This window comes from Patescibacteria group bacterium, assembly GCA_040387855.1.
In the GTDB taxonomy this organism is placed as follows: Bacteria; Patescibacteriota; Minisyncoccia; order Phycocordibacterales; family JAKAEA01; genus JAZKCY01.
Genome location: JAZKCY010000001.1, coordinates 250,278 through 270,983, shown reverse-complemented (window position 1 = coordinate 270,983; position 20,706 = coordinate 250,278). Strand labels below are relative to the sequence as shown.

At 38.6% G+C, this 20,706-nt stretch carries 26 protein-coding genes and 1 tRNA gene; 1 reads left to right on the top strand and 26 read right to left on the bottom strand.

Annotation, left to right across the window (positions count from 1 at the left end; all coding sequences use genetic code 11):
- Window positions 1-6: 6 nt before the first annotated feature.
- The 9 genes from V4519_01595 to V4519_01555 all read right to left on the bottom strand — a co-directional run bounded on the left by V4519_01595 (window position 7) and on the right by V4519_01555 (window position 5,966).
- Window positions 7-996: a PCRF domain-containing protein gene (locus tag V4519_01595; GenBank protein MES2436679.1), complete on the bottom strand. Its 990-nt coding sequence runs from the start codon at window positions 994-996 to the stop codon at window positions 7-9.
- A gap of 75 nt (window positions 997-1,071) precedes the next feature.
- The gene (gene rpmE / locus V4519_01590; protein ID MES2436678.1) at window positions 1,072-1,302 is read right to left on the bottom strand and encodes a 50S ribosomal protein L31; all 231 of its coding nucleotides are present in this window, start codon (window positions 1,300-1,302) and stop codon (window positions 1,072-1,074) included.
- 41 nt (window positions 1,303-1,343) lie between these two features.
- Window positions 1,344-2,732 carry a lytic murein transglycosylase gene (locus tag V4519_01585; protein MES2436677.1) on the bottom strand — a complete coding sequence of 463 codons (1,389 nt, stop codon included), beginning with the start codon at window positions 2,730-2,732 and terminating at the stop codon, window positions 1,344-1,346.
- A 94-nt stretch (window positions 2,733-2,826) separates the two neighbouring features.
- Window positions 2,827-3,477 carry a 50S ribosomal protein L25 gene (locus V4519_01580; GenBank protein ID MES2436676.1) on the bottom strand — a complete coding sequence of 217 codons (651 nt, stop codon included), beginning with the start codon at window positions 3,475-3,477 and terminating at the stop codon, window positions 2,827-2,829.
- Window positions 3,478-3,534: 57 nt separating this feature from the next.
- The gene (locus V4519_01575) at window positions 3,535-4,317 is read right to left on the bottom strand and encodes a type II secretion system protein (GenBank protein ID MES2436675.1); all 783 of its coding nucleotides are present in this window, start codon (window positions 4,315-4,317) and stop codon (window positions 3,535-3,537) included.
- Entirely contained in the window at window positions 4,304-4,510 is a 207-nt protein-coding gene (locus tag V4519_01570) for a hypothetical protein (protein ID MES2436674.1), read from the bottom strand. The genes V4519_01575 and V4519_01570 overlap by 14 nt, the downstream gene beginning before the upstream one ends.
- Before the next feature lie 20 nt (window positions 4,511-4,530).
- Window positions 4,531-4,806, bottom strand: coding sequence for a hypothetical protein (locus V4519_01565; GenBank protein ID MES2436673.1), 276 nt, complete (start codon window positions 4,804-4,806; stop codon window positions 4,531-4,533).
- A 28-nt stretch (window positions 4,807-4,834) separates the two neighbouring features.
- Complete coding sequence (locus tag V4519_01560; GenBank protein MES2436672.1) at window positions 4,835-5,092, bottom strand: hypothetical protein; 258 nt, start codon at window positions 5,090-5,092, stop codon at window positions 4,835-4,837.
- Window positions 5,093-5,096: 4 nt separating this feature from the next.
- Entirely contained in the window at window positions 5,097-5,966 is an 870-nt protein-coding gene (locus tag V4519_01555; protein ID MES2436671.1) for a class II fructose-bisphosphate aldolase, read from the bottom strand.
- A gap of 69 nt (window positions 5,967-6,035) precedes the next feature.
- On the opposite strand from V4519_01555, the gene V4519_01550 reads away from it, so the two are divergent.
- The gene (locus tag V4519_01550; protein MES2436670.1) at window positions 6,036-7,031 is read left to right on the top strand and encodes a carbohydrate kinase family protein; all 996 of its coding nucleotides are present in this window, start codon (window positions 6,036-6,038) and stop codon (window positions 7,029-7,031) included.
- Between the two features lie 32 nt (window positions 7,032-7,063).
- Here V4519_01550 and V4519_01545 read toward each other — a convergent pair whose 3' ends face one another.
- From V4519_01545 to V4519_01465, 17 genes are all read right to left on the bottom strand, one after another.
- Complete coding sequence (locus V4519_01545; GenBank protein ID MES2436669.1) at window positions 7,064-7,939, bottom strand: hypothetical protein; 876 nt, start codon at window positions 7,937-7,939, stop codon at window positions 7,064-7,066.
- A 3-nt stretch (window positions 7,940-7,942) separates the two neighbouring features.
- Window positions 7,943-8,938 (bottom strand): transketolase C-terminal domain-containing protein, encoded by a 996-nt coding sequence (locus V4519_01540; protein ID MES2436668.1) that lies wholly within the window; start codon window positions 8,936-8,938, stop codon window positions 7,943-7,945.
- A 126-nt stretch (window positions 8,939-9,064) separates the two neighbouring features.
- A complete protein-coding gene (locus V4519_01535; GenBank protein MES2436667.1) occupies window positions 9,065-9,931 on the bottom strand; it encodes a transketolase in 867 nt (288 codons plus the stop codon).
- Window positions 9,932-9,937: 6 nt separating this feature from the next.
- Window positions 9,938-10,642 (bottom strand): hypothetical protein, encoded by a 705-nt coding sequence (locus tag V4519_01530; GenBank protein ID MES2436666.1) that lies wholly within the window; start codon window positions 10,640-10,642, stop codon window positions 9,938-9,940.
- Window positions 10,643-10,652: 10 nt separating this feature from the next.
- The gene (locus V4519_01525) at window positions 10,653-11,111 is read right to left on the bottom strand and encodes an RpiB/LacA/LacB family sugar-phosphate isomerase (GenBank protein MES2436665.1); all 459 of its coding nucleotides are present in this window, start codon (window positions 11,109-11,111) and stop codon (window positions 10,653-10,655) included.
- Window positions 11,112-11,125: 14 nt separating this feature from the next.
- Window positions 11,126-11,479, bottom strand: coding sequence for a nucleoside triphosphate pyrophosphohydrolase (locus tag V4519_01520; GenBank protein MES2436664.1), 354 nt, complete (start codon window positions 11,477-11,479; stop codon window positions 11,126-11,128).
- 96 nt (window positions 11,480-11,575) lie between these two features.
- A complete protein-coding gene (gene gap, locus V4519_01515) occupies window positions 11,576-12,607 on the bottom strand; it encodes a type I glyceraldehyde-3-phosphate dehydrogenase (GenBank protein ID MES2436663.1) in 1,032 nt (343 codons plus the stop codon).
- Window positions 12,608-12,666: 59 nt separating this feature from the next.
- On the bottom strand, window positions 12,667-13,179 hold the full coding sequence (locus tag V4519_01510; protein ID MES2436662.1) for a DUF192 domain-containing protein: 513 nt from the start codon (window positions 13,177-13,179) through the stop codon (window positions 12,667-12,669).
- A 4-nt stretch (window positions 13,180-13,183) separates the two neighbouring features.
- Window positions 13,184-13,846 carry a deoxyribonuclease V gene (gene nfi / locus V4519_01505; GenBank protein MES2436661.1) on the bottom strand — a complete coding sequence of 221 codons (663 nt, stop codon included), beginning with the start codon at window positions 13,844-13,846 and terminating at the stop codon, window positions 13,184-13,186.
- 323 nt (window positions 13,847-14,169) lie between these two features.
- Window positions 14,170-14,448, bottom strand: coding sequence for a helix-hairpin-helix domain-containing protein (locus V4519_01500; GenBank protein MES2436660.1), 279 nt, complete (start codon window positions 14,446-14,448; stop codon window positions 14,170-14,172).
- On the bottom strand, window positions 14,438-15,076 hold the full coding sequence (locus V4519_01495; protein MES2436659.1) for an MBL fold metallo-hydrolase: 639 nt from the start codon (window positions 15,074-15,076) through the stop codon (window positions 14,438-14,440). Before V4519_01495 ends, V4519_01500 begins: the two co-directional genes overlap by 11 nt.
- Window positions 15,077-15,563: 487 nt before the next feature.
- A tRNA-Ser gene (locus V4519_01490) sits at window positions 15,564-15,651 on the bottom strand.
- Between the two features lie 41 nt (window positions 15,652-15,692).
- Complete coding sequence (locus V4519_01485) at window positions 15,693-16,601, bottom strand: TPM domain-containing protein (protein ID MES2436658.1); 909 nt, start codon at window positions 16,599-16,601, stop codon at window positions 15,693-15,695.
- A gap of 27 nt (window positions 16,602-16,628) precedes the next feature.
- On the bottom strand, window positions 16,629-17,225 hold the full coding sequence (locus V4519_01480) for a LemA family protein (GenBank protein ID MES2436657.1): 597 nt from the start codon (window positions 17,223-17,225) through the stop codon (window positions 16,629-16,631).
- A gap of 20 nt (window positions 17,226-17,245) precedes the next feature.
- Window positions 17,246-18,133, bottom strand: a complete 888-nt coding sequence (locus V4519_01475; GenBank protein MES2436656.1) for a zinc metalloprotease HtpX — start codon at window positions 18,131-18,133, stop codon at window positions 17,246-17,248.
- Window positions 18,134-18,144: 11 nt separating this feature from the next.
- Window positions 18,145-20,124 (bottom strand): DUF2207 domain-containing protein, encoded by a 1,980-nt coding sequence (locus tag V4519_01470; GenBank protein MES2436655.1) that lies wholly within the window; start codon window positions 20,122-20,124, stop codon window positions 18,145-18,147.
- Window positions 20,125-20,129: 5 nt separating this feature from the next.
- Complete coding sequence (locus V4519_01465; GenBank protein ID MES2436654.1) at window positions 20,130-20,684, bottom strand: LemA family protein; 555 nt, start codon at window positions 20,682-20,684, stop codon at window positions 20,130-20,132.
- Between the last annotated feature and the right edge of the window lie 22 nt (window positions 20,685-20,706).

The window sequence follows — 20,706 nt, the reverse complement described above, 5'->3', positions numbered from 1 at the left end:
AATTTATTAATCTTCATCCTCGTCTGTCGCATTTGGATCGATAGGATTACTCATTGCATCGATGACATCATCGATTTCCCCAAGCATTACCTTCTCCAAATTGTGCCATGATTTTTTAAGTCGATGATCAGTCAAACGATCCTGCAACACATTGTATGTTCGAATCTTTTCAGATCGATCAGCAGTTCCAATTTGATCCTTTCGTTCTTTTGAAAACTTCTTTGCTTCTGCCGCATCCTGAAGTGCTTCAAGTTTTGCACTCAAGATTGCCATAGCTTTTTCTTTGTTTGCACTCTGACTTCGTTCTGCCGTTGATCGAACCCATTCACCTGTTGGCTTGTGAATCAATCGTACAGCTGTTTCCACTTTGTTCACGTTTTGTCCTCCTTTACCTCCGGCTCGTGAAGTTTCAATTTCAATATCAGTGGGATTAATAACAAACTTTGATTTCTTTCGAAGTGGCATAATAGCAACCGATGCTGTAGAAGTATGAACTCGTCCTGATTTTTCAGTATGAGGAATTCTTTGAACTCTATGTACTCCTGTTTCATATCTCAGTTTTCGATACACATCTTTACCGTGTATTTCAAAAGATGCTTCTTTGTACCCTCCCAAATCACTCTGGGATTCGTCTACTTTCTTCCATGTCCATCCTTTATTCTCAGCATATCGCTCATACATAGCTGCCAATTCTGCAGCAAAGAGTGCGGCTTCATCTCCTCCTGCTCCGGCACGAACTTCAAGAATAAGTTCATTTGGGAATTCCTCTTCTTCCTTCTCAGACTCTTCTATAGCTCTAAGTTGAGCAATCACCCCATCTTTCTGTGTCTTAAGATCTTCAAGCTCACCCTGAGCCAATTCTGCCATTGCAGGATCAGTCCCAGCCATAGCCAAAACATCAGCTTCGTCACGTACAAGCTTTGTATACATATCAGCTAAATAGCTTGTTTTATGGCTTTGCTTAAATGCCTCTAATTCTTCAGGTGTAAGACTCATATGATTATTATACACAAAATCTGCATCACCCATTTGAATAATTCGGGTAATGCAGATTTTGTTGGGTTTCTATAGTTATTCTGCTTTCTTCTTTGCAGGATTCTTCTTGGCCATTCGTGTTCGGAATTTATCAACCATTCCAGCTGCATCCAAGGTCTTTTCAGTTCCAGTATAGAAAGGATGGCAATTACTGCAGATTTCAACAATAATCTTATCTTTTGTTGAACCCATAGTAAAAACATTACCACATGAGGCACAACTAATGTCTGCTTTTATATTGTATTTTGGGTGGATTTCCGTCTTCATAGTGGCTAGTACTATATCAGAGTATCTAAAAACGCGCAAGATTAATTACCATTCAATGCATCAATCATGTTTACCTGAATGTCAGTAGCTTTAGACATTACCTGATTTCCGTAGAAAGCGTTTGCTGGAGCCTTACTATCACATGCCCGTCCTGAGTAGTATCTACATGCAGCATTTCGTTCTGATGAAGCAACCCCGGTATCTGCACCAAGATCTGCAAGATAGATAGCTGAAGCCATAAATGCATGCTTAGGTTCCCAAGGATCAGGATTTGGCACACCTACAGCCTGACCAATTCGAGCCTTAAACATCATCCATGTAGATGGAATAAATTGCGATGGTCCCATGGCTCCTCCGTATCCTGTACTAAAAGGACATGATACTCGTGTAGTAAATGGATCACGGCCTAATGAAGCTGTAATAGCTAGGAATGGCTGCACATCACGAGATGGCTTCATAACCCCGTCTTCAAATGCTCCTGATGAAATTCGCACCCCGTTTCCAGTAGCAGGATCATTCATGTAGCAAGATCCTACGTTTTTTCCAAGGTTACTTTCCTGAGTCAATATAGCGAGCAAAAATGCAGGACGCACTCCTGTTGCTTTTGAAGCTGCTGTGGCGTATTCCAAAGCTTGTCCGAATGGAATTGCTGATGTATCTCGCAATGAGAACAATGCAGCTCTAATAGAAGCAGCCTTTGACTCTTTGCTCTTAATAGTTGTTTGATAATTCTTCTGCTGTTCTTTACTCAAACTCAAAAGTCGTGCCTTTTCTTTTTCGTTTTTCTCAATTTTTGCTTTTTCTGCTTCAATAGAAATTTTTGCATCTATTTCTTGAAGCCGCTTTTGATCCAATGTTTTCTTTGCTTCTTCAGTTTGATTCTTTGATTCTTTAATATGGCCTAAAGCTGTTTGAATAGAAACTTTAATAGTATCAATGGCATCTACATCTGAGAAAAATTCTGAAATATCCTGATTACTAAGCACAACGTCAGCAATAGTATAAGAGTCCATCTGATTAGTTTTACGCACAAGTTGAGCCAAAGAAGATCGTGTATCATCTATCTTCCCTGTCAGTGTATTGATAGTTGTAGTCTTTTGATTAATATCTTTTCCAAGACCTTCAATTGCAAGATTTCGTGCTCGAATGTTGAGCTTTGCTTCATTAATCTTAGCCGTAAGAATAGCAAGATCTCGTGCAATAGAAGTTCCCTTTTTGTTTTCTTCAGCAAGAATAGCCTGCTGTTCGTTGATTTCTTTAAGGACTTGATCGAGCTCTGCTCTAAGCTGTGCTTCTCGAGCTGCTACGGCATCAGCTGTTTGAGCATGTAATGTATTGGTATTGTAGGCAATCCCTGCTCCTGAAGCCACGATAACGGCACACAAGGTAATAATAATACTAACTTTTTTAAGACGTTGAATTGTAAACATACTATATAAAATATACGGGCTAGAAAGGTTTCAGTAACAAAAACAAAACACGTGGCCAAAGTTTAATTGGACCACGTGTTTTATTATATCATTCTTATTCTTTGTCACCAGCGCCTTCTTCTTCGTCTGCCTTACCTTTCTCTACTGAGAGTTCAATCTTTGAAGGATCAAGGGCTACGACAACTTCTTCTTCTGTTTCATCTCGAGCTGCTGAGATAGCGGCTACTACTTCTTCAGGGTTTGTAATAAGTTCTACTCCTGCTGGAAGCTTGATGTCACTAGCGAGGATCTGACTATCCAAAGTTGTAAGTGATGAGATATCTACTTCAAGATCATGAGGGAGATCCTTAGGCATAGCCTCAACTTCAACTTCGTGAAGTACCTTTGTTAGACTTCCTGCACCACTCTTAACCATTTCTGAAATACCGATAAATTCGAGCTGAACGGTAACTTGGAGCTTTTTACCTTTTTCAATTACATAAAAATCTGCATGTCGCACTACTCCACTTACAGGGTGAAGATCGATCTCTTTGATAAGAGCTTCGTGTTCTTCTGTGCCATTCTTAAGGATAATAATTGAAGATTCTCCTGCTTCTTTCCAAACTTTCTTGAAGTCAGCTTGTTTAATAGAAATAGGGGTTGAATCTTCCTTAGGGCCGTAGAAAACAGCAGGCACGTTGTTTTCAGACCGTACTTTATGAAGCGTATCAGCGGGTTCTCGCTTTTGAAATTCTAAGGTAAGCATAGGCGTTATTCTACATACTATTCAAAATAAATCAATAGTCTGCAATACTTTTATAGCCTACGGGGCTATGATGCAATATTCAAATACATTATTCTGACAAAGAAGTGTGGGTGCAGGCGATACAGATGAGTACGCTAAAGGCACACAATACTCACTCTGAGGCCAACCCTCTCCCACATATGCAAGATTGTTTGTTACCGAGCCAGGAGAAGGATAATTTCCGGGATCACTTGCGATGTGGCTACACCATTCATTATTTGGAATATCATCACAATAAAGATAGTACACTCGTCCTGCATCTTCACTATTACTGTATGTCTCACATACCTCCCTCCCACTTTCCATATCTGTGCTGTATAACGTTGCTACAGCAATTCTAGTATGTATCCTACGAGTGTCTGTTTCTAGCTCAGTTCCAAAAACGGCACCAAGTGATGTTATTCCATAGTTATAATAAGCATACGGACTTCCCCCAGGACTATGCGGAATTGCACCCAGCACACCAGCATCTACTAAATCCTGCATGCTTCTGTTGTAAGCCTGTCCACTTGCAGTCTGAGGGTCTGTAGGATTATTGATATCTTCAATAGCAAGAAATGTCCCCCCTCCTCCAGAACAATAGCTCCCATCACAATTGTAATTTCCCGGCATTCCTTCTTCTTCAAGATTAAAAGAATTGAGCGCAGTTTTCACCTGATTAGCATCTGCAAGCTTGCGTGTATCACGAGCCTTTGCACGAGCAACATTAGTTGCAGTAAATACAACACTCGAAAGCAAAGAAATTATTGCAATTACGACAAGAAGCTCTATTAGAGTAAAACCTTTTTTATCTTTGTACATATGATGAAAAAGCTGATTGATCTATTGCCCCATACTTTTCTACGAATTCTTCATATTCTGAATGTGTATTAATGTTGAGAAGCAGAAATGCAGATATACAAAAACATACCACCACACACACTAACGAAATAATATCTTTTTTCCTAGATGTACTAACAGAATTCTTAGATGAATGATTCTTTTTAGTGTGCATAAATTTTTATACTATTACTCTCACTGCTTTTGTTGTGAAGAAAAGCCACTTTGATCTGATGTCCCGTATCTTTCTAGAAAATCATCTGAGCTGCCTTGATTATTAAACATAAAAAATAAATAAGCAGATACCACAAAACTGAATATTACAAAAACAAGTGAAAAGATATGTAACCTACGTGGAGTACTTAAACCTACTGCACCCAAAACGGGATGTGGATTTTGTGCTGATTGAAGAGGTAGTGCTTGGCGGGAAGCGGCTTGAGATACCTCCTCATCAAATTCAACCGAACTCATCCAAATATTTTACCACACAACAATCTAACTATCTATACTTTGAACGCACTTCAAGAGGTGCCCTATTTTCAATATAATAACTTCCCACTATAAATACCCCAACTGAAATCACAAATAGAGCAATGATTATTACAATCATTGCTCTATTTGCATTCTTTAGTGAAGAAAATATTCCTTTGCGAACCAACCAATTTACTACAGGAGAATAATTTGGTTTTACAACATTAAGATGCTTTGTCGAAGTATTATCATTTTCTGGCGATGAGATAAACTCGATTTCTTCCATTGTCTTATGCTATGTTGTTAAAAAGTTTCAATCTATCCTCTGCTACTTTCGACATTGCTTCAAGTGGGCCTTTCATATATTTATAGGGAGCAATTTCATCAGCATTATCTTTAAGACTCTGTTCCATACCCTTTCTGTATGCCACTCGTAGTTCTGTATTTATGTGAACAGTAGAAATACCAGCTTGAATTGCAGCCGTAAAATCAGCATCTGATGTTCCTGATCCCCCATGAAGCACTAAAGGCACTCCCGCCATAGTTCTAATTTCTTTAATTAATTCAATATCTAAATGTGGGTTTGGTACATTTTTAAGCATTCCGTGAATATTCCCAACAGCTGGAGCCAATAGATCAACACCCGTTGCTTTTACAAATTCCGTAGCATCTTCTGGTGTAGTAAATCCACTTCTATCTGTTGCTGCTCCTTCTGGAATTGCATCAAGCATTTTTGATGACTGCCCAATGTATCCAAGCTCTGCTTCAACTAAAATATTTGGATTTACACTCTTTGCATATTCAACGCATTGCTTTGTAATTCTGATATTTTCTTCTTTTGTTGCTTTAGCGTTATCAATAATTACAGCATCAAATCCCGCATCAACTACTTCTTTTACTCGCTCAAATGAATAGGTATGATCTGCGTTTAAGAAAATTGGGTACTGATGCTCATCTCTAATTGTCTTAATGACAGCAGCAATTTGCTTCACTCCAACGAAATCTCGCTCGCCTTCTGACACTCCAATAATTACAGGGACATTAAGTTTCTTTGCGGCATTAAATACTGCCCAGACTCCTTCTAAGTTTGAAATATTAAAATGACCAATAGCAATCTTCTTATCTTCAGCATCTTGAATATATTCGCGTAATGTTTTCATATATATATGTGTATAGTCTATCTGGAGATATATTGTACCACACCATCATAAGCGTGATATACTTTTCTCATGAATATGGACAACACATTCGATTTCCTCGCTATCGGCGATATCGTTACCGACGCTTTTATTAGAATTACGCAGGCAGAAATTCAAGACAGTATAGATCACACACGTAAAGAATTGTGTATTACGTTTGGTGATAAGGTTCCTTATGAATCAGTAACTATTTTAAAAGGTGTGGGAAATAGCGCCAATGCTGCAGTGTCTGCGGCCCGACTTGGATTACGCTCTGTGCTTATGGCTGATGTTGGAGGCGATATTCAAGGAAAGGAATGTATTGGTGAGCTCGATAAAAACGGGGTTTCAACAGATTACATGAGTATTCACGGTGATCTTACTACCAATTATCACTATGTACTTTGGTACGGTGTAGAACGTACGATTCTCGTGAAGCACGAATTATATCCATACAAGTTCCCAAATATTAAAGATGCTCCTCGATGGATTTATCTCAGCTCACTTGGTGAAAACTCTGCAGATTATCACAAACAGATCTCAGCATATCTCGCAGCACATCCAGAAACAAAGCTTGCATTCCAGCCAGGAACATTCCAAATGAAAATGGGAGTTGAAGCACTCAAAGATATCTATGCACGATCTGATGTATTCTTTTGCAACGTAGAAGAAGCACAAAGAATTCTTAAGGTCACAGACCGAGATGTAAAGAATCTCATGAAAGGCTTGATGGCTCTTGGTCCAAAGATAGTTGTAGTTACTGATGGAATCGAAGGAGCATATGCCTATGATGGAACTGATGCCTGGTTTATGCCTGTGTATCCTCATGAGCCATATGAACGAACAGGTGCAGGTGATGCATTCTCTTCAACAGTCACATCAGCTCTTGCCCTTGGAAAGACATTGGAAGAAGCCCTTGTATGGGGACCAATCAATTCTATGTCAGTAGTACAAAAAGTTGGTGCTCAAGAAGGATTACTTACAAAAGCTCAGCTCGAAGACTTTTTATCAAAAGCTCCGGCAGAATACAAAGTTTCAAAAATCTAAAAATAAAAAACCCTGAGATATCTCAGGATTTTTTATTTTACATACAACCAATCAGGTTTTTTCTTCAAAAACATAAATGCCATTTTTGATGTGAGCAACCGCGCAAGTGCATAAAATGCATCAAGTTCTTTTCGTCGATTCACTTCACTTCCATAGAAAATATAAATTTTATCGTCGACAAACTCAACACTGTAATGCTTTCCATAATCAATGAAGTCTGCCATAACATCAGGTGAAAATATTTCCAGAACTTCCTGGCTGTGTTCTTTATCTATATAAAGATTAAAATACTTTTGAAAATCCCCCTCTAATGCAAGATATGACTTTCCTGATTTTACCATTGGAAAACTCTTACTCACATATGCAAGCGACAGCAGTCCATCTACCATCACATTTACGGCATTTTCTAAATACCGAGATACAAGCACCATATGCGGCATAGGATGCTCAAAATCGAGTTCAAAAACTGTAGATGTGTAATAACATGTTTCTTTTCCCTCTCCTAGAGCATACGTAAAAGTGAATACCTGAAATTCATGATTTTCAAAATGTCCTCGAATAACATTTTTCATAGTATGACTATGACCTTGTTTAAATGCAGATCCTTCAAGTAGTGACGGTTCACCATATTCTGAATAGGTATAATTTTCTGACGCAGCATAGTGCTCAATAAATACTTCTTTACTATCCAAATAAAATAGATAATAGCCAGCGATAGCCAATGCTAATGGGACAAGGTAGAGAAACATCATTGACGTACCAAAGAACGTAACAACAAATACCCACCACACCATTGTCCCTCCAATAAAAATGAGCACCTCTGCAAGACGCTCATTAAAAGCATATTTCAAGACATCACCTATTTCAGAATCATGTACTGTATTTGAAAAAAAGTTACTGAATTGCATGAATTATTTACGCTTCATTACTTTTTTAACAGCAGCAATAATATCTTTTTGCCCCATTCCATAATGTTCGATAAGTTCTGCGGGAGTTCCTGACTGACCAAATTCATCTTTCACACCAACAAATTCTTGTGGTACCGGTTTATTTTTTGCTAAACATTCTGATACTGCTGATCCCATTCCTCCAGCAATTTGATGTTCTTCAACAGTTACAATTGCACATGTGTCTTGCGCTAATTTTATTATAGCTTTCTCATCAAGAGGCTTGATAGTTGCAAGATTAATTACGGTGACACCAATTTTTTCTTTCTCCAATTCCTTTGCTGCAAGTAATGCTTTATGTACCAAGGCACCTGTAGCAATAATTCCCACATCAGCTTTTCCTGCAGCTGGCTGCCACACGGTTTGTGCTTTACCTATTTCAAAAACTGTTTCTTCAGTAGTGATAACCGGAGTCTTATCTCGAGCCAATCGAATATATACAGGATCTTTAATTTTTGCAGCTGCAAGTGTTGCCTTTCGAGCTTCAATAAAATCACAGGGAGAAAGAACAATCATTCTTGGAATCACTCGCATTAATGCCAAGTCTTCAACTGCTTGATGTGTTCCTCCATCAGGTCCCACAGAAATCCCAGCATGTGATCCAGCAATTTTTACGGGCACATTATTGTAAGCAATAGTCGTTCTAATTTGCTCCCAGTTACGTCCTGGAGAAAACATGGCATATGAGGTGATAAAAGGAATCTTGCCCATTGCAGCCATTCCTGAGGCCACAGAGGCTAGGTTTTGTTCTGCTACTCCAATTTCTACAAATCGTGCAGGAAACTTTTCTTTAAAGAGATGCATCTGAGTCGATTCAGTAAGATCCGCACACAATCCCACTACCTGAGGATCCAATTCCCCCGCTTTCAATAACCCTTCACCAAATCCTTTTCGGATTGGAACTTGTTCTACATCACCATCAAATACTTTTGGATTTAATTTTGCTTGAGGATTGAGCATAACACTTAAAATTTTATAGGATTTCCAGTAAGAGAAGAGATCAAAACTATTATAATTAATCCAATCCAATCAGACCAGAACCAAATAAGACTAATTATGATTAATACTCCAATAATTAAATATTTTTTACTCATGTTCACTCTTAATTTGCCCTCCTAATGTTCGCAATTCTTTCAACGCCATATCTGCCTGTTCCTTATTTGGAGGTGTACCATGCCAATGGTAATCACGTTCAAATTCTTTGACACCCTTTCCTGGAATTGTGTGCGCGATAATAACTGAAGGCTTTTCAAAAATAGCCTGAGCCTGATTGAGCGCGCCAATAATTTCATCAAAATTATGCCCATCTATTTCCAACACATGCCAGTTAAACGCTTCCCACTTTTTACGAAGTGAATCAAGGGGCATAATATCTTCAGTGTAACCATCTATTTGGATATTATTTCGATCTACAATAGCAATGAGATTATGAAGTTTTTCTTTTCCAGCAAGCATAATAGCCTCCCAGTTTTGTCCTTCGTTTAATTCCCCATCTCCTAATAAACAATAGAAGAATTTTCGAGCAGAACGGCCAAAATCAATTCGATCGGCAATTGCCATACCCACAGCTTGAGAAAGGCCTGCTCCCAATGGACCAGAACTTGTTTCAAGCGCAGCAAGCCATTCTCGATGAGGATGACCTTGCAATCGTGAGCCAAATTTTCTGAGAGTATTTAATTCAGACTTTGGGAAATATCCAGCATGTGCCATTGTGGCATACAATACAGGACAAATATGACCATTTGAAAGAATCAAACGATCTCGTTCTGGCCATGTAGGAACTAACGGCTTGTGATTTAGTACTTTAAAATAAAGTGCAGTGAAAATATCTGCCATTCCAAGAGGTCCTGCAGTATGTCCTGATCCAGCCGCAAGGAGCATTTCTATAATTGACTGACGAATTTCATTTGCAATTGCCTCAAGGTCGCTTGTAGTGAATTGTTTTGTATCCATGAATCTTTAGAGAGAGTGTCGCAACGTGTGAATGACTCCAGCAGGATTACTACTTTCAAAAATTTTTGATCCTGAAACAAGTCGATGTGCACCTGCACTAGCAAGTTGGTGCGCATTTTCTTCTGTTACTCCACCATCAATAGATATTATAACTTCTGGATGAGCATTATGGAAATCTCTTATCCTATCTATCACTCGTTCATCAAGTGGTTCACCTTGTAAACCAATAGTTGCGATACCCATAAATTGTATACCATCAATATCTTCAAGATACGGCAAGATAGTATCAATAGGAGTATCAAGACCCAATGAAAGAACTAATTCAACATCTCTCTCTCGTGAATCAGGAGCATAGGCAAATCGTTCTCGAAAAAGATTTATAATGTCATCAAGTTTTTCTGTGCTCTCTATATGAACAATGATTCGTGAAGCTCCAGCAACAATCCAATCATCGATAACTGTTTCTGGATCTTTCACCATCAAATCGATTTCATAATTAACTTTTTCCCAATAAGGCAATCCATCAGATTCAGTGAGGAGTTTTTCAAATGATCCACGATCACTTGCGTAATATGGCCAGCTTCGAGACTTAACGAATTTGCCATCCATAATATCAAGCTGAATCATATCAACGTGTTGCACAACAAAACCAAGTCGTTCAAACATATCTCGTACATGATGTGGCATTATTGCCGGAATGACGTCTATCATAATTTTTTATCTATCTTTTAGAATCTATAACTTCTAGTTTTTGTAATCGCCGCACATGTCGTTCTTCACCAGTAAACTGATTTTCAATAAAGATATCAACTGCTCGTTCTGCTTCATGCTTACTAATGAATTTAGCTCCTAATGAAAGGACATTAGCATTATTATGCTCACGCAATAGTTTTACTATTTCTTCATGACCACCGTAGTAGACACCAGATCGTACTCCTTTAAATTTATTTGCGACTAGAGCTTCACCCTGTCCTGAGAGACCAATAACAATAGCTTTTGCATGTTGAGAGTCTTTTGAAACAGCTTCTGCAGCAAGTGAAATCCAATCTGGGTAATCGTCATCAGGGTTAAACGAGTATGGTCCTTTATCAACAACTTCAATACCGTTTTCTTCTAAATACTGAACAATATGAGTTTTAAGTTCGAAACCAGCGTGATCTGATGCAATATATATTTTCATGGTAGTACCCTCTATTATATATCATCATGTGGATCTGGTAAGGGTATTGTTGGATCCGGTTCAGTTTCATCAAGGATTACCCGTTTTGTAAATGTTCCATGTTCTATAGCTTTATTTTCGCGAACTGCATTGAGCTCTCTTACATCAAATTTCTTAAACTCACAAATAGCATCAATTACTTCAAGCACATCTGCAAGAGAATCCATGGTCTCAAGCTTTGCAAACTCATTGATTTCTTCTTGAAGCTTTTGCTTTAGTTTAAGCCAAAATTCTTCATCTGAGGCATAGTGCACAGATACTTTCTCACCTTGCTGTCGAGCAAGATTTGGAACATTATCGCGGACGAGCTTGTTGTAGTGGAGTGTCATATATCCTATGACGCGCATGCAGGCTCGAGCTTACTAAAAAACCCTCAACAAAAAACACCCTTTCGGGTGCTCTTTGAATTTACTAGTTTAGCAGGATTATTTCATTGCTCCACCAATCATTGCTACGTGGTCTACAAGGGTATATGTGTATCCCATTTCGTTGTCGTACCATGCCATTACTTTCACAAGGTTTCCATCAACAACTCGTGTGAACGCAAGATCTGCAATAGATGCATAGTGACTTCCTACAATATCAGATGACACAAGCTGTTCTTTTGTAACTGAAAAAGTTCGCTTCCATCGGTCGGTCTTTGAAGCATCTTCAAGAATCTTATTTACTTCTTCTGCAGTTGTATTTTTCTTTGCAATAAATGTAATGTCTACAATAGATCCTACAACTACAGGTACTCGTACTGAGATACCATCAAACTTTCCTTTAAGATCTGGAATAACTTGAGTTACGGCAACTGCGGCTCCTGTTGAAGATGGCACAATGTTTTGTGCTGCTGCTCGGCCTTCTCGGTAATCTTTTTTACTAATTCCGTCCACGATTGCCTGAGATGCTGTGTAAGCGTGGATGGTATTTAGCATTGCTTTCTCTATACCAATTGATTCGTGAAGAATAGCAATAAGTGGTGATCCTGCATTTGTTGTACATGATGCATTTGATGAAATATCAACTGAAGAAATACTATCTGCATTGATACCCATCAAGTGTGTTCCTCCCTTGATATCCCCTGTTGGCGCATCTTTTACTGGTGCTGAGATAACAACTTTCTTTGCACCTGCAGTAATATGTCCCTGAGCTTTTTCATAACTTGTGAAAAGTCCTGTTGATTCCACCACAACATCTATATTTAAATCTTTCCATGGAGCTGTAGCAGGATCCTTCACATTTAAGTACTTCACTTCCTTTCCGTTAATCACAAGAGTGTTTGGATCTTTTACTGAAACTTCAAAATCACTAATACCGTATGCTGAGTCATATTTAAGAAGATAGGCAATATTATTGATATCAGCCAAATCGTTGAGAGCTACGATTTCCATCTCCTCTCGCTTTGAGGCTACTTTGTAAAATGCTCGGCCAATTCGTCCGGCGCCATTGATTGCAACTCTGATTTTATTCATACCTAAATTTACTATAAAAATTTGTAATTACCTCACTTAGATCTCTCTATTATACACGTCTATTTGATAACACTAAATTGACTACCTACAATTATATTGTGCTCTTTAGAAAAACCGGCGTTAAGCTCAAGCACATATTTTGCAGGAGCAGATGGACTAAATGACTGAGGAAATGTTTCTGGACTTACAGAATCAGCAATTGTTATAACTTGAAGATTTTCATCAAGCCACAACATATCAATAGAAAACTTCATGTCTTTCATCCAAAATCCGTGTCTTTCAGGATGTTCAAAAACAAATAATAATCCAGTATCTTCAGGCAAAGATTCACGTCCAGACAATCCTTTTATTCGCTCAGGATCTGAATCAGCAATTTCAATAGGAATTCTAATATCATTTACTTGAAGAGCTGTACCTACAAATGAGGCGTCCGGCAAATTTATATTTGCAGTCAAAGTTTCAAGTTGTAGTTTTTTACTATTATTGTATGAAGTCAAAAAGAATAAACCTGCACAGAGCGCAATTCCCACCGCCATTATAGTTATGAAAATAATAGTTCTTTTTTTACTCATATAATTATTCTGTTATTTCTCCCGTTCTAAATTTGTTTACAAGATCATGAGCTAAACGTGTGGGTTCTGGCAATCGGTATTTCTTCACACATTCTTTTGTAATACTAAATACATTTTCAACATCCATTCTATGCCCCGGAGAAATAATGAGCGGTTTTGATCGTTCTTTACTTCTATAAGCTACACCTAGTATCTCATGTTTACTGTATCTGTCATGTATATATGACATACTTCCTACTACTTTACTGACTTCTTCAAAATCTCCATACAACGGCGACTTAGCACAACCGATTGTTGGAATATCTAAGAGCACTCCAATATGAGATGCAATCCCAATTCTTCGCGGATGAGCGATACCTTGCCCATCCACCATAAGTACATCTGGTTTTATAGTGAGTTTATTCCAGCATTCAATAAGTGCCGGTGCTTCTCTAAATGAAAGCAAGCCAGGAATATACGGAAATGTTGTTTCGCTTTGTACTACTGCATGAGTAACCGGTGTGAGCTCAGGAAATTTTAAAACAATTATTCCAGCATATATAGTTTTTGAAAACATATTGAGGGATACATCTGCTCCACCAATATAGGTAACTTCTCTATCAAATTTTTGAATCACAACTTTGTGTCGCAACTCTTGTTGAATTTTAATTGCTTCTTGTGGTGTCATTACTATTAAAAGACGATGAAGTAAGAAATTTCATACCACTTGACATGATATTTTATAGTTGTAGAGTTATTAATAGCCCAGTTCGAAAACATGGGCATGTCTCAAAGTTCTAGCGCACGGAGGATTTCATGGCGAAGAGCGATGACCAAGTCAAACTCCCGAAGGAAGACGACGAGCCCAAGCCAGGAAAAGCAGAAGACATGAGCCCCGCTGAGCGAGAGGAATATCTCAAGTTCCACGGGGCATGCCAGCTGCCCTAACGCTTGGCTCTGCGATTCTCTAGAGCAGGAACACTGCACACACCATTGCGCAAATGGTGTTTTTTATTTCACTTTATCTTTCCAATACCACCACTTCAATTTTTCAGGATCATGTTTTTTGTGAGAGGCATAATATACAGCGCATTTAAATGTATACAAAAGACATCTATCCAAATGCTTCCCTGCTTTTATACAAAGCCGTTCATACATAATGATGGGCTCTCTATCTTTAAGATCAGCAACAGAAACATATCCAAGATCATATAAATCTTCAGCAATACTTTTTCCAACTCCAGGGATAGTCTTGAGTTCTTTGAGAATTTCTTTTTTGTTAGAAATCATATTCTTTGCCAATTTCAAGTACCAAGAATTCAATTCCATTTGGAGGTAATACTCTGTTGGGCCAATTTGATGCTAGTTCTGGTCGAGTCATTACGGCATCATGTACAGCAAAAGCTTTTGTAGGCTTAAGTGCTAAAGCATAATCAATAGCTTCAGATATTTTCATCCATGGTCCCGCTACTGGAAGTGCAAGTATATCTATATGCCGCTTCGGATCTGTAAACGCATCTCCTGGATAAAACAACGTATCTGCAAAAAAGTAGCCTGTATTTGAAGTTTGAGGAATTGAAGAATGCATTTGTGCATGCTTTGTTCCATATGCTTCTATTTTAATATTTTTTTGGATTGTGCTCTGCCCTTCATCTACTATTTCATAATTCTTGATATTTTCTTTATCAAGTAGCCCTGCCATAAAACTTGTTGTAATAATTTTTACTTCCGGATTATTGGCAATGATCTTTTTTACAGAATCCACATGGTAGTGATCTTGATGATCATGAGTAATAACAACCACATCTATATCTTTAATTTCATTTTGTGTTGTTGAAAATATGCCTGGATCAGTAAGTATTCGTGTTCCTTCTATTTCAAGTAATAAACAGCAGTGGCCATATTTGGTTATTTTCATATCTATAGTTTATACGACGAATACTAGAACACAAAATTTCATTGCAGAGTTTTGCCAGTTATGCTTTTATTATAAAAGCAGCGCTCACATATACCTCGGAGGTCTCCGATGCTACGTTCTATGCTCGTGGCCATCGTGTTCATGATCAGCGCAGTCGGGTGTGGAGCGTCAAGCTCATCACCTCGAAGTGCACAGGTCGGAGCGCCCGGCTCAGCCCAGGTCTTCGACAGTGTGATCGAAGAAGATCTGGAGTCCACTCTGAGCTGGGGACGAGTGGCAAAGGTCAAAAGCAGTACAGTCACGCACACCCAGTCTGGACCGGTCAAGGTCCAAATCTTGCTTCAGCCCGGGTCAGAAACCCCAGAAGCAAACGACACTGTGGAATATGAGCTCCTTGCCGTAGAGAAAAGGTTCTCTCGGCGGCTAAAGGATCAATTCCTCAAGAAGAAGTAATTCCCCTTGCTACCGCTTGGAGGAATTTTTTATTTGGCGGAGACGGAGAGATTCGAACTCTCGAAGGTTTTACCCTTACTCGCTTTCCAAGCGAGCGCACTAGACCACTATGCGACGTCTCCTGAGGTCCTTTAGTTATAGCAAACCTCAAGAATAAATAAAATTACCAGCTACCACTAGAGCCTCCTCCTCCAGAACGACCACCGCCAAATCCTCCGAAGCCGCCCCCTCCGCTACTTCCACCACCAAATCCTCCGCCCCAACCACCTCCTGTCCACCATGGCGGCCGTGTATCGTAGTTTCTACTCTTTTGATACCCACGTGACACTATGAAATCAAGCAAAAGTCCTAGTATTACAAGTACCGGTATTACAGCGACAGCAAATCCTATTGCTAATAAAATTGCACCAACAATTCCTCCAAATATACCCCCAGCCCACCATGACCGTGAACGAGCCATGACACTCATGAGCCACATAAAAATAGAAATTGGAATAAACAGAAACGGAATAAATGATGAGAACGAACCAAAGTTTCTATTACCTCCTGCTTCCGGCAATGCAGAAAGATCTGCATTAATCGCTTCTGTCATTTTGGTAACTCCATTTGAAATCCCACTATAGTAATTCCCTTTTTGGAATTCTGGAGTAATAATATTTCTTATGATGCTACTTGATTCAGCATCAGTTAGTTCTGGTTCCAAGCCATAACCTACTTCTATTCGTAATTTTCTATCATCTCGAGAAATAAGTAATAGCACTCCATTATCTTGCTTTGTTTTTCCAATTCCCCATTCTTGAAACAGTTTTTCTGCATATGTCTCTATTGTTTCGTCAGTAAGAGCAGGAATTGTAACTACAGCAATCTCATGAGTAGTCTGCTGCGTATAGGTAGTTAAGCGCGCTTCAAGTTCTTGTCGTTGTTCTACTGTGAGAATCTGAGCAAAATCATTTACATGTCCAGTAGGAGCTCCAGGACTAACATACGCATGTGCAAAAAAAGGCATGCACAGAATCAAAGTAATAAGACACAAACTTCGAGCAATCTGTACCATGCATTTTTTTATATTCATACTAATAGAGACGTAGAACTTGCGAAATTAAAACTGAACTTTTGGAGCTGATTCTGCACCTTGATCTGCAGCAAAGGGAGTTCGTGCATCAAATCCAAATAATCCTGCCATAAGTGATCCTGGGAATCTTCGTACCGCTAAATTGTAATCTTGAACAGATGTATTGTATCGTCCTCGCTCAACACTAATTCTATTTTCTGTACCTTCAAGCTGGGCCATCAATGTTTGTACTGTTTCTGATGATCGAAGCTGAGGATAATTCTCTACAATAGCGAGCAATCGTCCAAGTCCTTGTTCAAGCTCTCCTGCTGCAGCAGCTTTAGCATCTGGTGTTGTCGCACCTGCATATCGTGTGCGAGCCTCTGCAATTGCAGTAAACACTTCTTGTTCTTGAGTCATCACAGCTTTTGCTGATTCAACAAGATTTGGAATCAAATCAAATCTTCGTTGATATTGAGTTTCCACTTGTGACCACTGCGTATCTACTTGAGTATTAAGTGTTACCAATTTGTTGTAGCTCGACATGAGCATAACACCTACAATGATAAGAATTACAACTATAATTCCAATAATTGCTGATATACCTATCGCGCCTTTATTTTTTATCTGATTTTTTATTAGCATATGTTTTATATATTTAGTAATTATTTCATTCCTCGCAAAATTCTAATTCGATCTTCTGCAGGTGGATGAGTTGCAAAAAGTCCTGCTGCACGTTTGCCTAGACCTCCAAATGGATTTGCAATAAACATATGCGCTGTCGCTTGAGTTGCATGATTCATAGGACGGTTGTAAGAGGAAATTTTTTCAAGAGCTGAAGCAAGTCCTTCTGGATATCGAGTGAGCAGTGCACCAGATGCATCGGCAAGGTATTCTCTTTTTCGTGAGATAGCTAGCTGAATGACAGTTACCGCTAATGGAGCTAAAATAGCTAATGCAATTCCAATAATAACAGAGATTGCATTACCTTTTGAGTCATCATCACGATTCATTCCTCCCCACATCGCACCGTGCAAAAACATGTCAGCTAGAATACTCACAAATCCCACAAGCACAACTACAATAGTTGAAATGAGAATATCTCTATTCCCAATATGTGAAAGCTCGTGAGCTATCACTCCTTCAAGTTCTGATTTATTAAGCATTTGCAAAAGCCCGGATGAAAATGCCACTGCTGCATGATTTTTATTTCTCCCTGTAGCAAAAGCATTGGGTGCTGCATCAGGAATTACATAAATCTTAGGTAAAGGTAATCCCGCAGTAATGCACAAATTTTCTACACTGTTATACAAATCAGGATGACTTTCATTTGTTACTTCTTGTGCTTTATACATTTTCAGCACAATTTTATCTGAATACCAATAACTAAAGATATTCATAAAAAAACTAAATCCAACTGCAATGTAGAGAATAATAGAATTATTGTATGCTTGAGCAAATCCAAATCCAATTCCAATGATCACTGCAAAAAACATGATCATGAGAAACCATGTCTTCCAGACGTTCTTACTTTGTTCGTGATAAATATTCATAATGTTCAGAATTAACTAGCACCTCCACCACCTCCTCCTCCGCCGCCACCTGAGCTTCCACCGCCACCTGATGCACCACCACCTGCACTTGAGAATGATGATGTGAGACTTGAAGAAAATGAAGATGAGAACGCTGAGGCTGAGAATGATGATGCCCCTACAGAGCTTGCGATACCAGTTGATCCAATATAGGCTGGGCCTACAAACCAAGACGGAGGTGTAATGTTGATACTTTCAAATGATCGAGCCCATTTCTTTTCAACCCCGAATATAATGGCATATGGTAGATATTTTTCAAATAGTTCTGGAGTAAGATTTTGCATTCTATATCGTTCTGCTGTTTCTAAGTACATTTTGAATCCCAACCATTTCTCTCGTAAGATTGCTCCCTCTTCTGATAACCGCGGATTAAATTTTATATACAAGAACAAGAAACCAAGAGATATGAAACATACTATTCCAGAAAAAATATAACTTCCTGGGATTCCTGTTGCAAAAGTTACCCCGGGAATATTTTCCATAAAGAATCCAACGACCCATGCAATGAGAAACAAAGATCCAAATGCATATCCTATATATTTAGAATGTGACAATGGCACTGAATAGGCACGAGTATCAAGATCTGTTTCTGCATACAAATCTGTTTTTAGATCTCTCATAGCTGAGGCCATCTCAGATTTAGTTGATTTACTAGCTCGTTTCATATCCTTTGTAGAAAAACGTGTTCCTAAAATGCCAATGAAACTCTTTTCATAATTCTCAAGGTGAGGATCACCTACAGGATCTTTCAGTCTTTCAATAATGTAATCTTTAGGAGCCAAATTTAATTTCCCACCCATAAATCTAAAAAAGATTATCAAGACAACAAATCCCCCAAAAATTAGTGCTCCAAGAAAGTCACCTTCAACTAGAGATGGGATAACAAATAGTGCTAAAAATAGCCCGAAAAAAGCTATGGGAATAACATACACCATTTTATTCCATACGCTTGAACTTTCTTCTGAAATTTTCACATAACCACGAACTGCCAAATCAACTATTGTTGCAGCCCATGCTTTATTGCTTATTCCCTCTTTTACGAGTGCTTCTGCCATTGCAGGACGCAAGTTTTGTGGAGGTTCATATTCTGGGATAATAGTGCCACGGCCCACATTATGTTTCTCAGTAAAGTACCAATGAAGGAGTCCAATAATAAGTGATCCAATAGCAACAAGAATTGCAATTACATATGGTAAATACTGGAACAAGAAATATTTCCAATACGAAGCCCTAGATACAATTCCTTTTGCCCAACCTGCGGCAATTGTTACAGGCTGACCAGGTTGGATATTCTCTGCAGTAAATTCAAACAACCGAGAATTCACAATACCAGAGCTACCCGTAATTCCACCACTTGCATACAGCTGAACATTCATTCCTTTAGTTCCAAAAGAATGATCGGGAAGCATTACAGAAATTTTACTCTGTGCTATAGGCACATCATACCTTTCAAATAAATTCCAATAGAACTCATCTTTCTCTTTAAGGAATGTAATTGCTCCGTGAAGCTTATATGACACTATCCACGTATGAGTAGTATCAGTAAGGTCGTAATACCAACGTATATAATAATTGCTGTTTTCTAGAGTGACTGTGTATTTCCCCCAGCTTGCTGGATCATTTTTATCTATTGGCTCTGTACTATATATAAGTGGTGTACCTGTCGTAGCATCTACGACTGAAATATCAGTAATGTCATCTATTTTATTAAGTGGGATTATTCGCTCTGCAGCATGATACGTTCCCTGAAATATATATGTTTGAGTTTCTCGTGCATCAACAGATGAATCTTTATTTATTGAATATGAATAATAGATGGATTCATATTTATAGCTTCGATCAGAAGTTTGGGCTTGAGCAATAGAATATGCACTTCCAAATACAACAAAAGCACAGAGCAGTATGATGCTACTCTTTAAAAATCGAGAGCATGTCCTCTGTGCTTGTGTCATGTTTTTTAGAATTTAACTTCTACTGGGTTTCGTGCTGCTGCTTCATCTGCACCAAGTTCAAAGAATTCCATTTTTCCAAAGCTGAATGTTTTTGCCACAATGTTTGAAGGAAATGATTCTGCCTTTGTGTTTAAGTCTCGCACATTACCGTTGTAGAATCGTCGAGCTGCTTGAATTTTATTTTCTGTGTCTGAAAGTTCTCGCTGAAGTTCGAGGAAGTTTTGATTGGCTTTCAAATCTGGATATGCTTCGGCAACTGCAAAGAGTGATTTTAATGCACCAGAGAGCATATTTTCTGCTTCCCCTTTTTCATTAATATTTTGCGCACCAATTGCTGCTGCTCGAGCCTTTGTTACATTTTCAAATGCTGAACTTTCATGCGTTGCATATCCCTTTACCGTATTTACAAGATTTGGGATAAGGTCATACCGTCGTTTGAGCTGCACATCAATGTCAGCCCATGCTTCTTTTGCACGATTAATAAGACTGACAAAACCGTTGTATGCAACGATAAACCATAGAACTATTACCGCTACAATGGCTAAAAGTATGTACATCATATATTTATTGTTATGTGGCTAG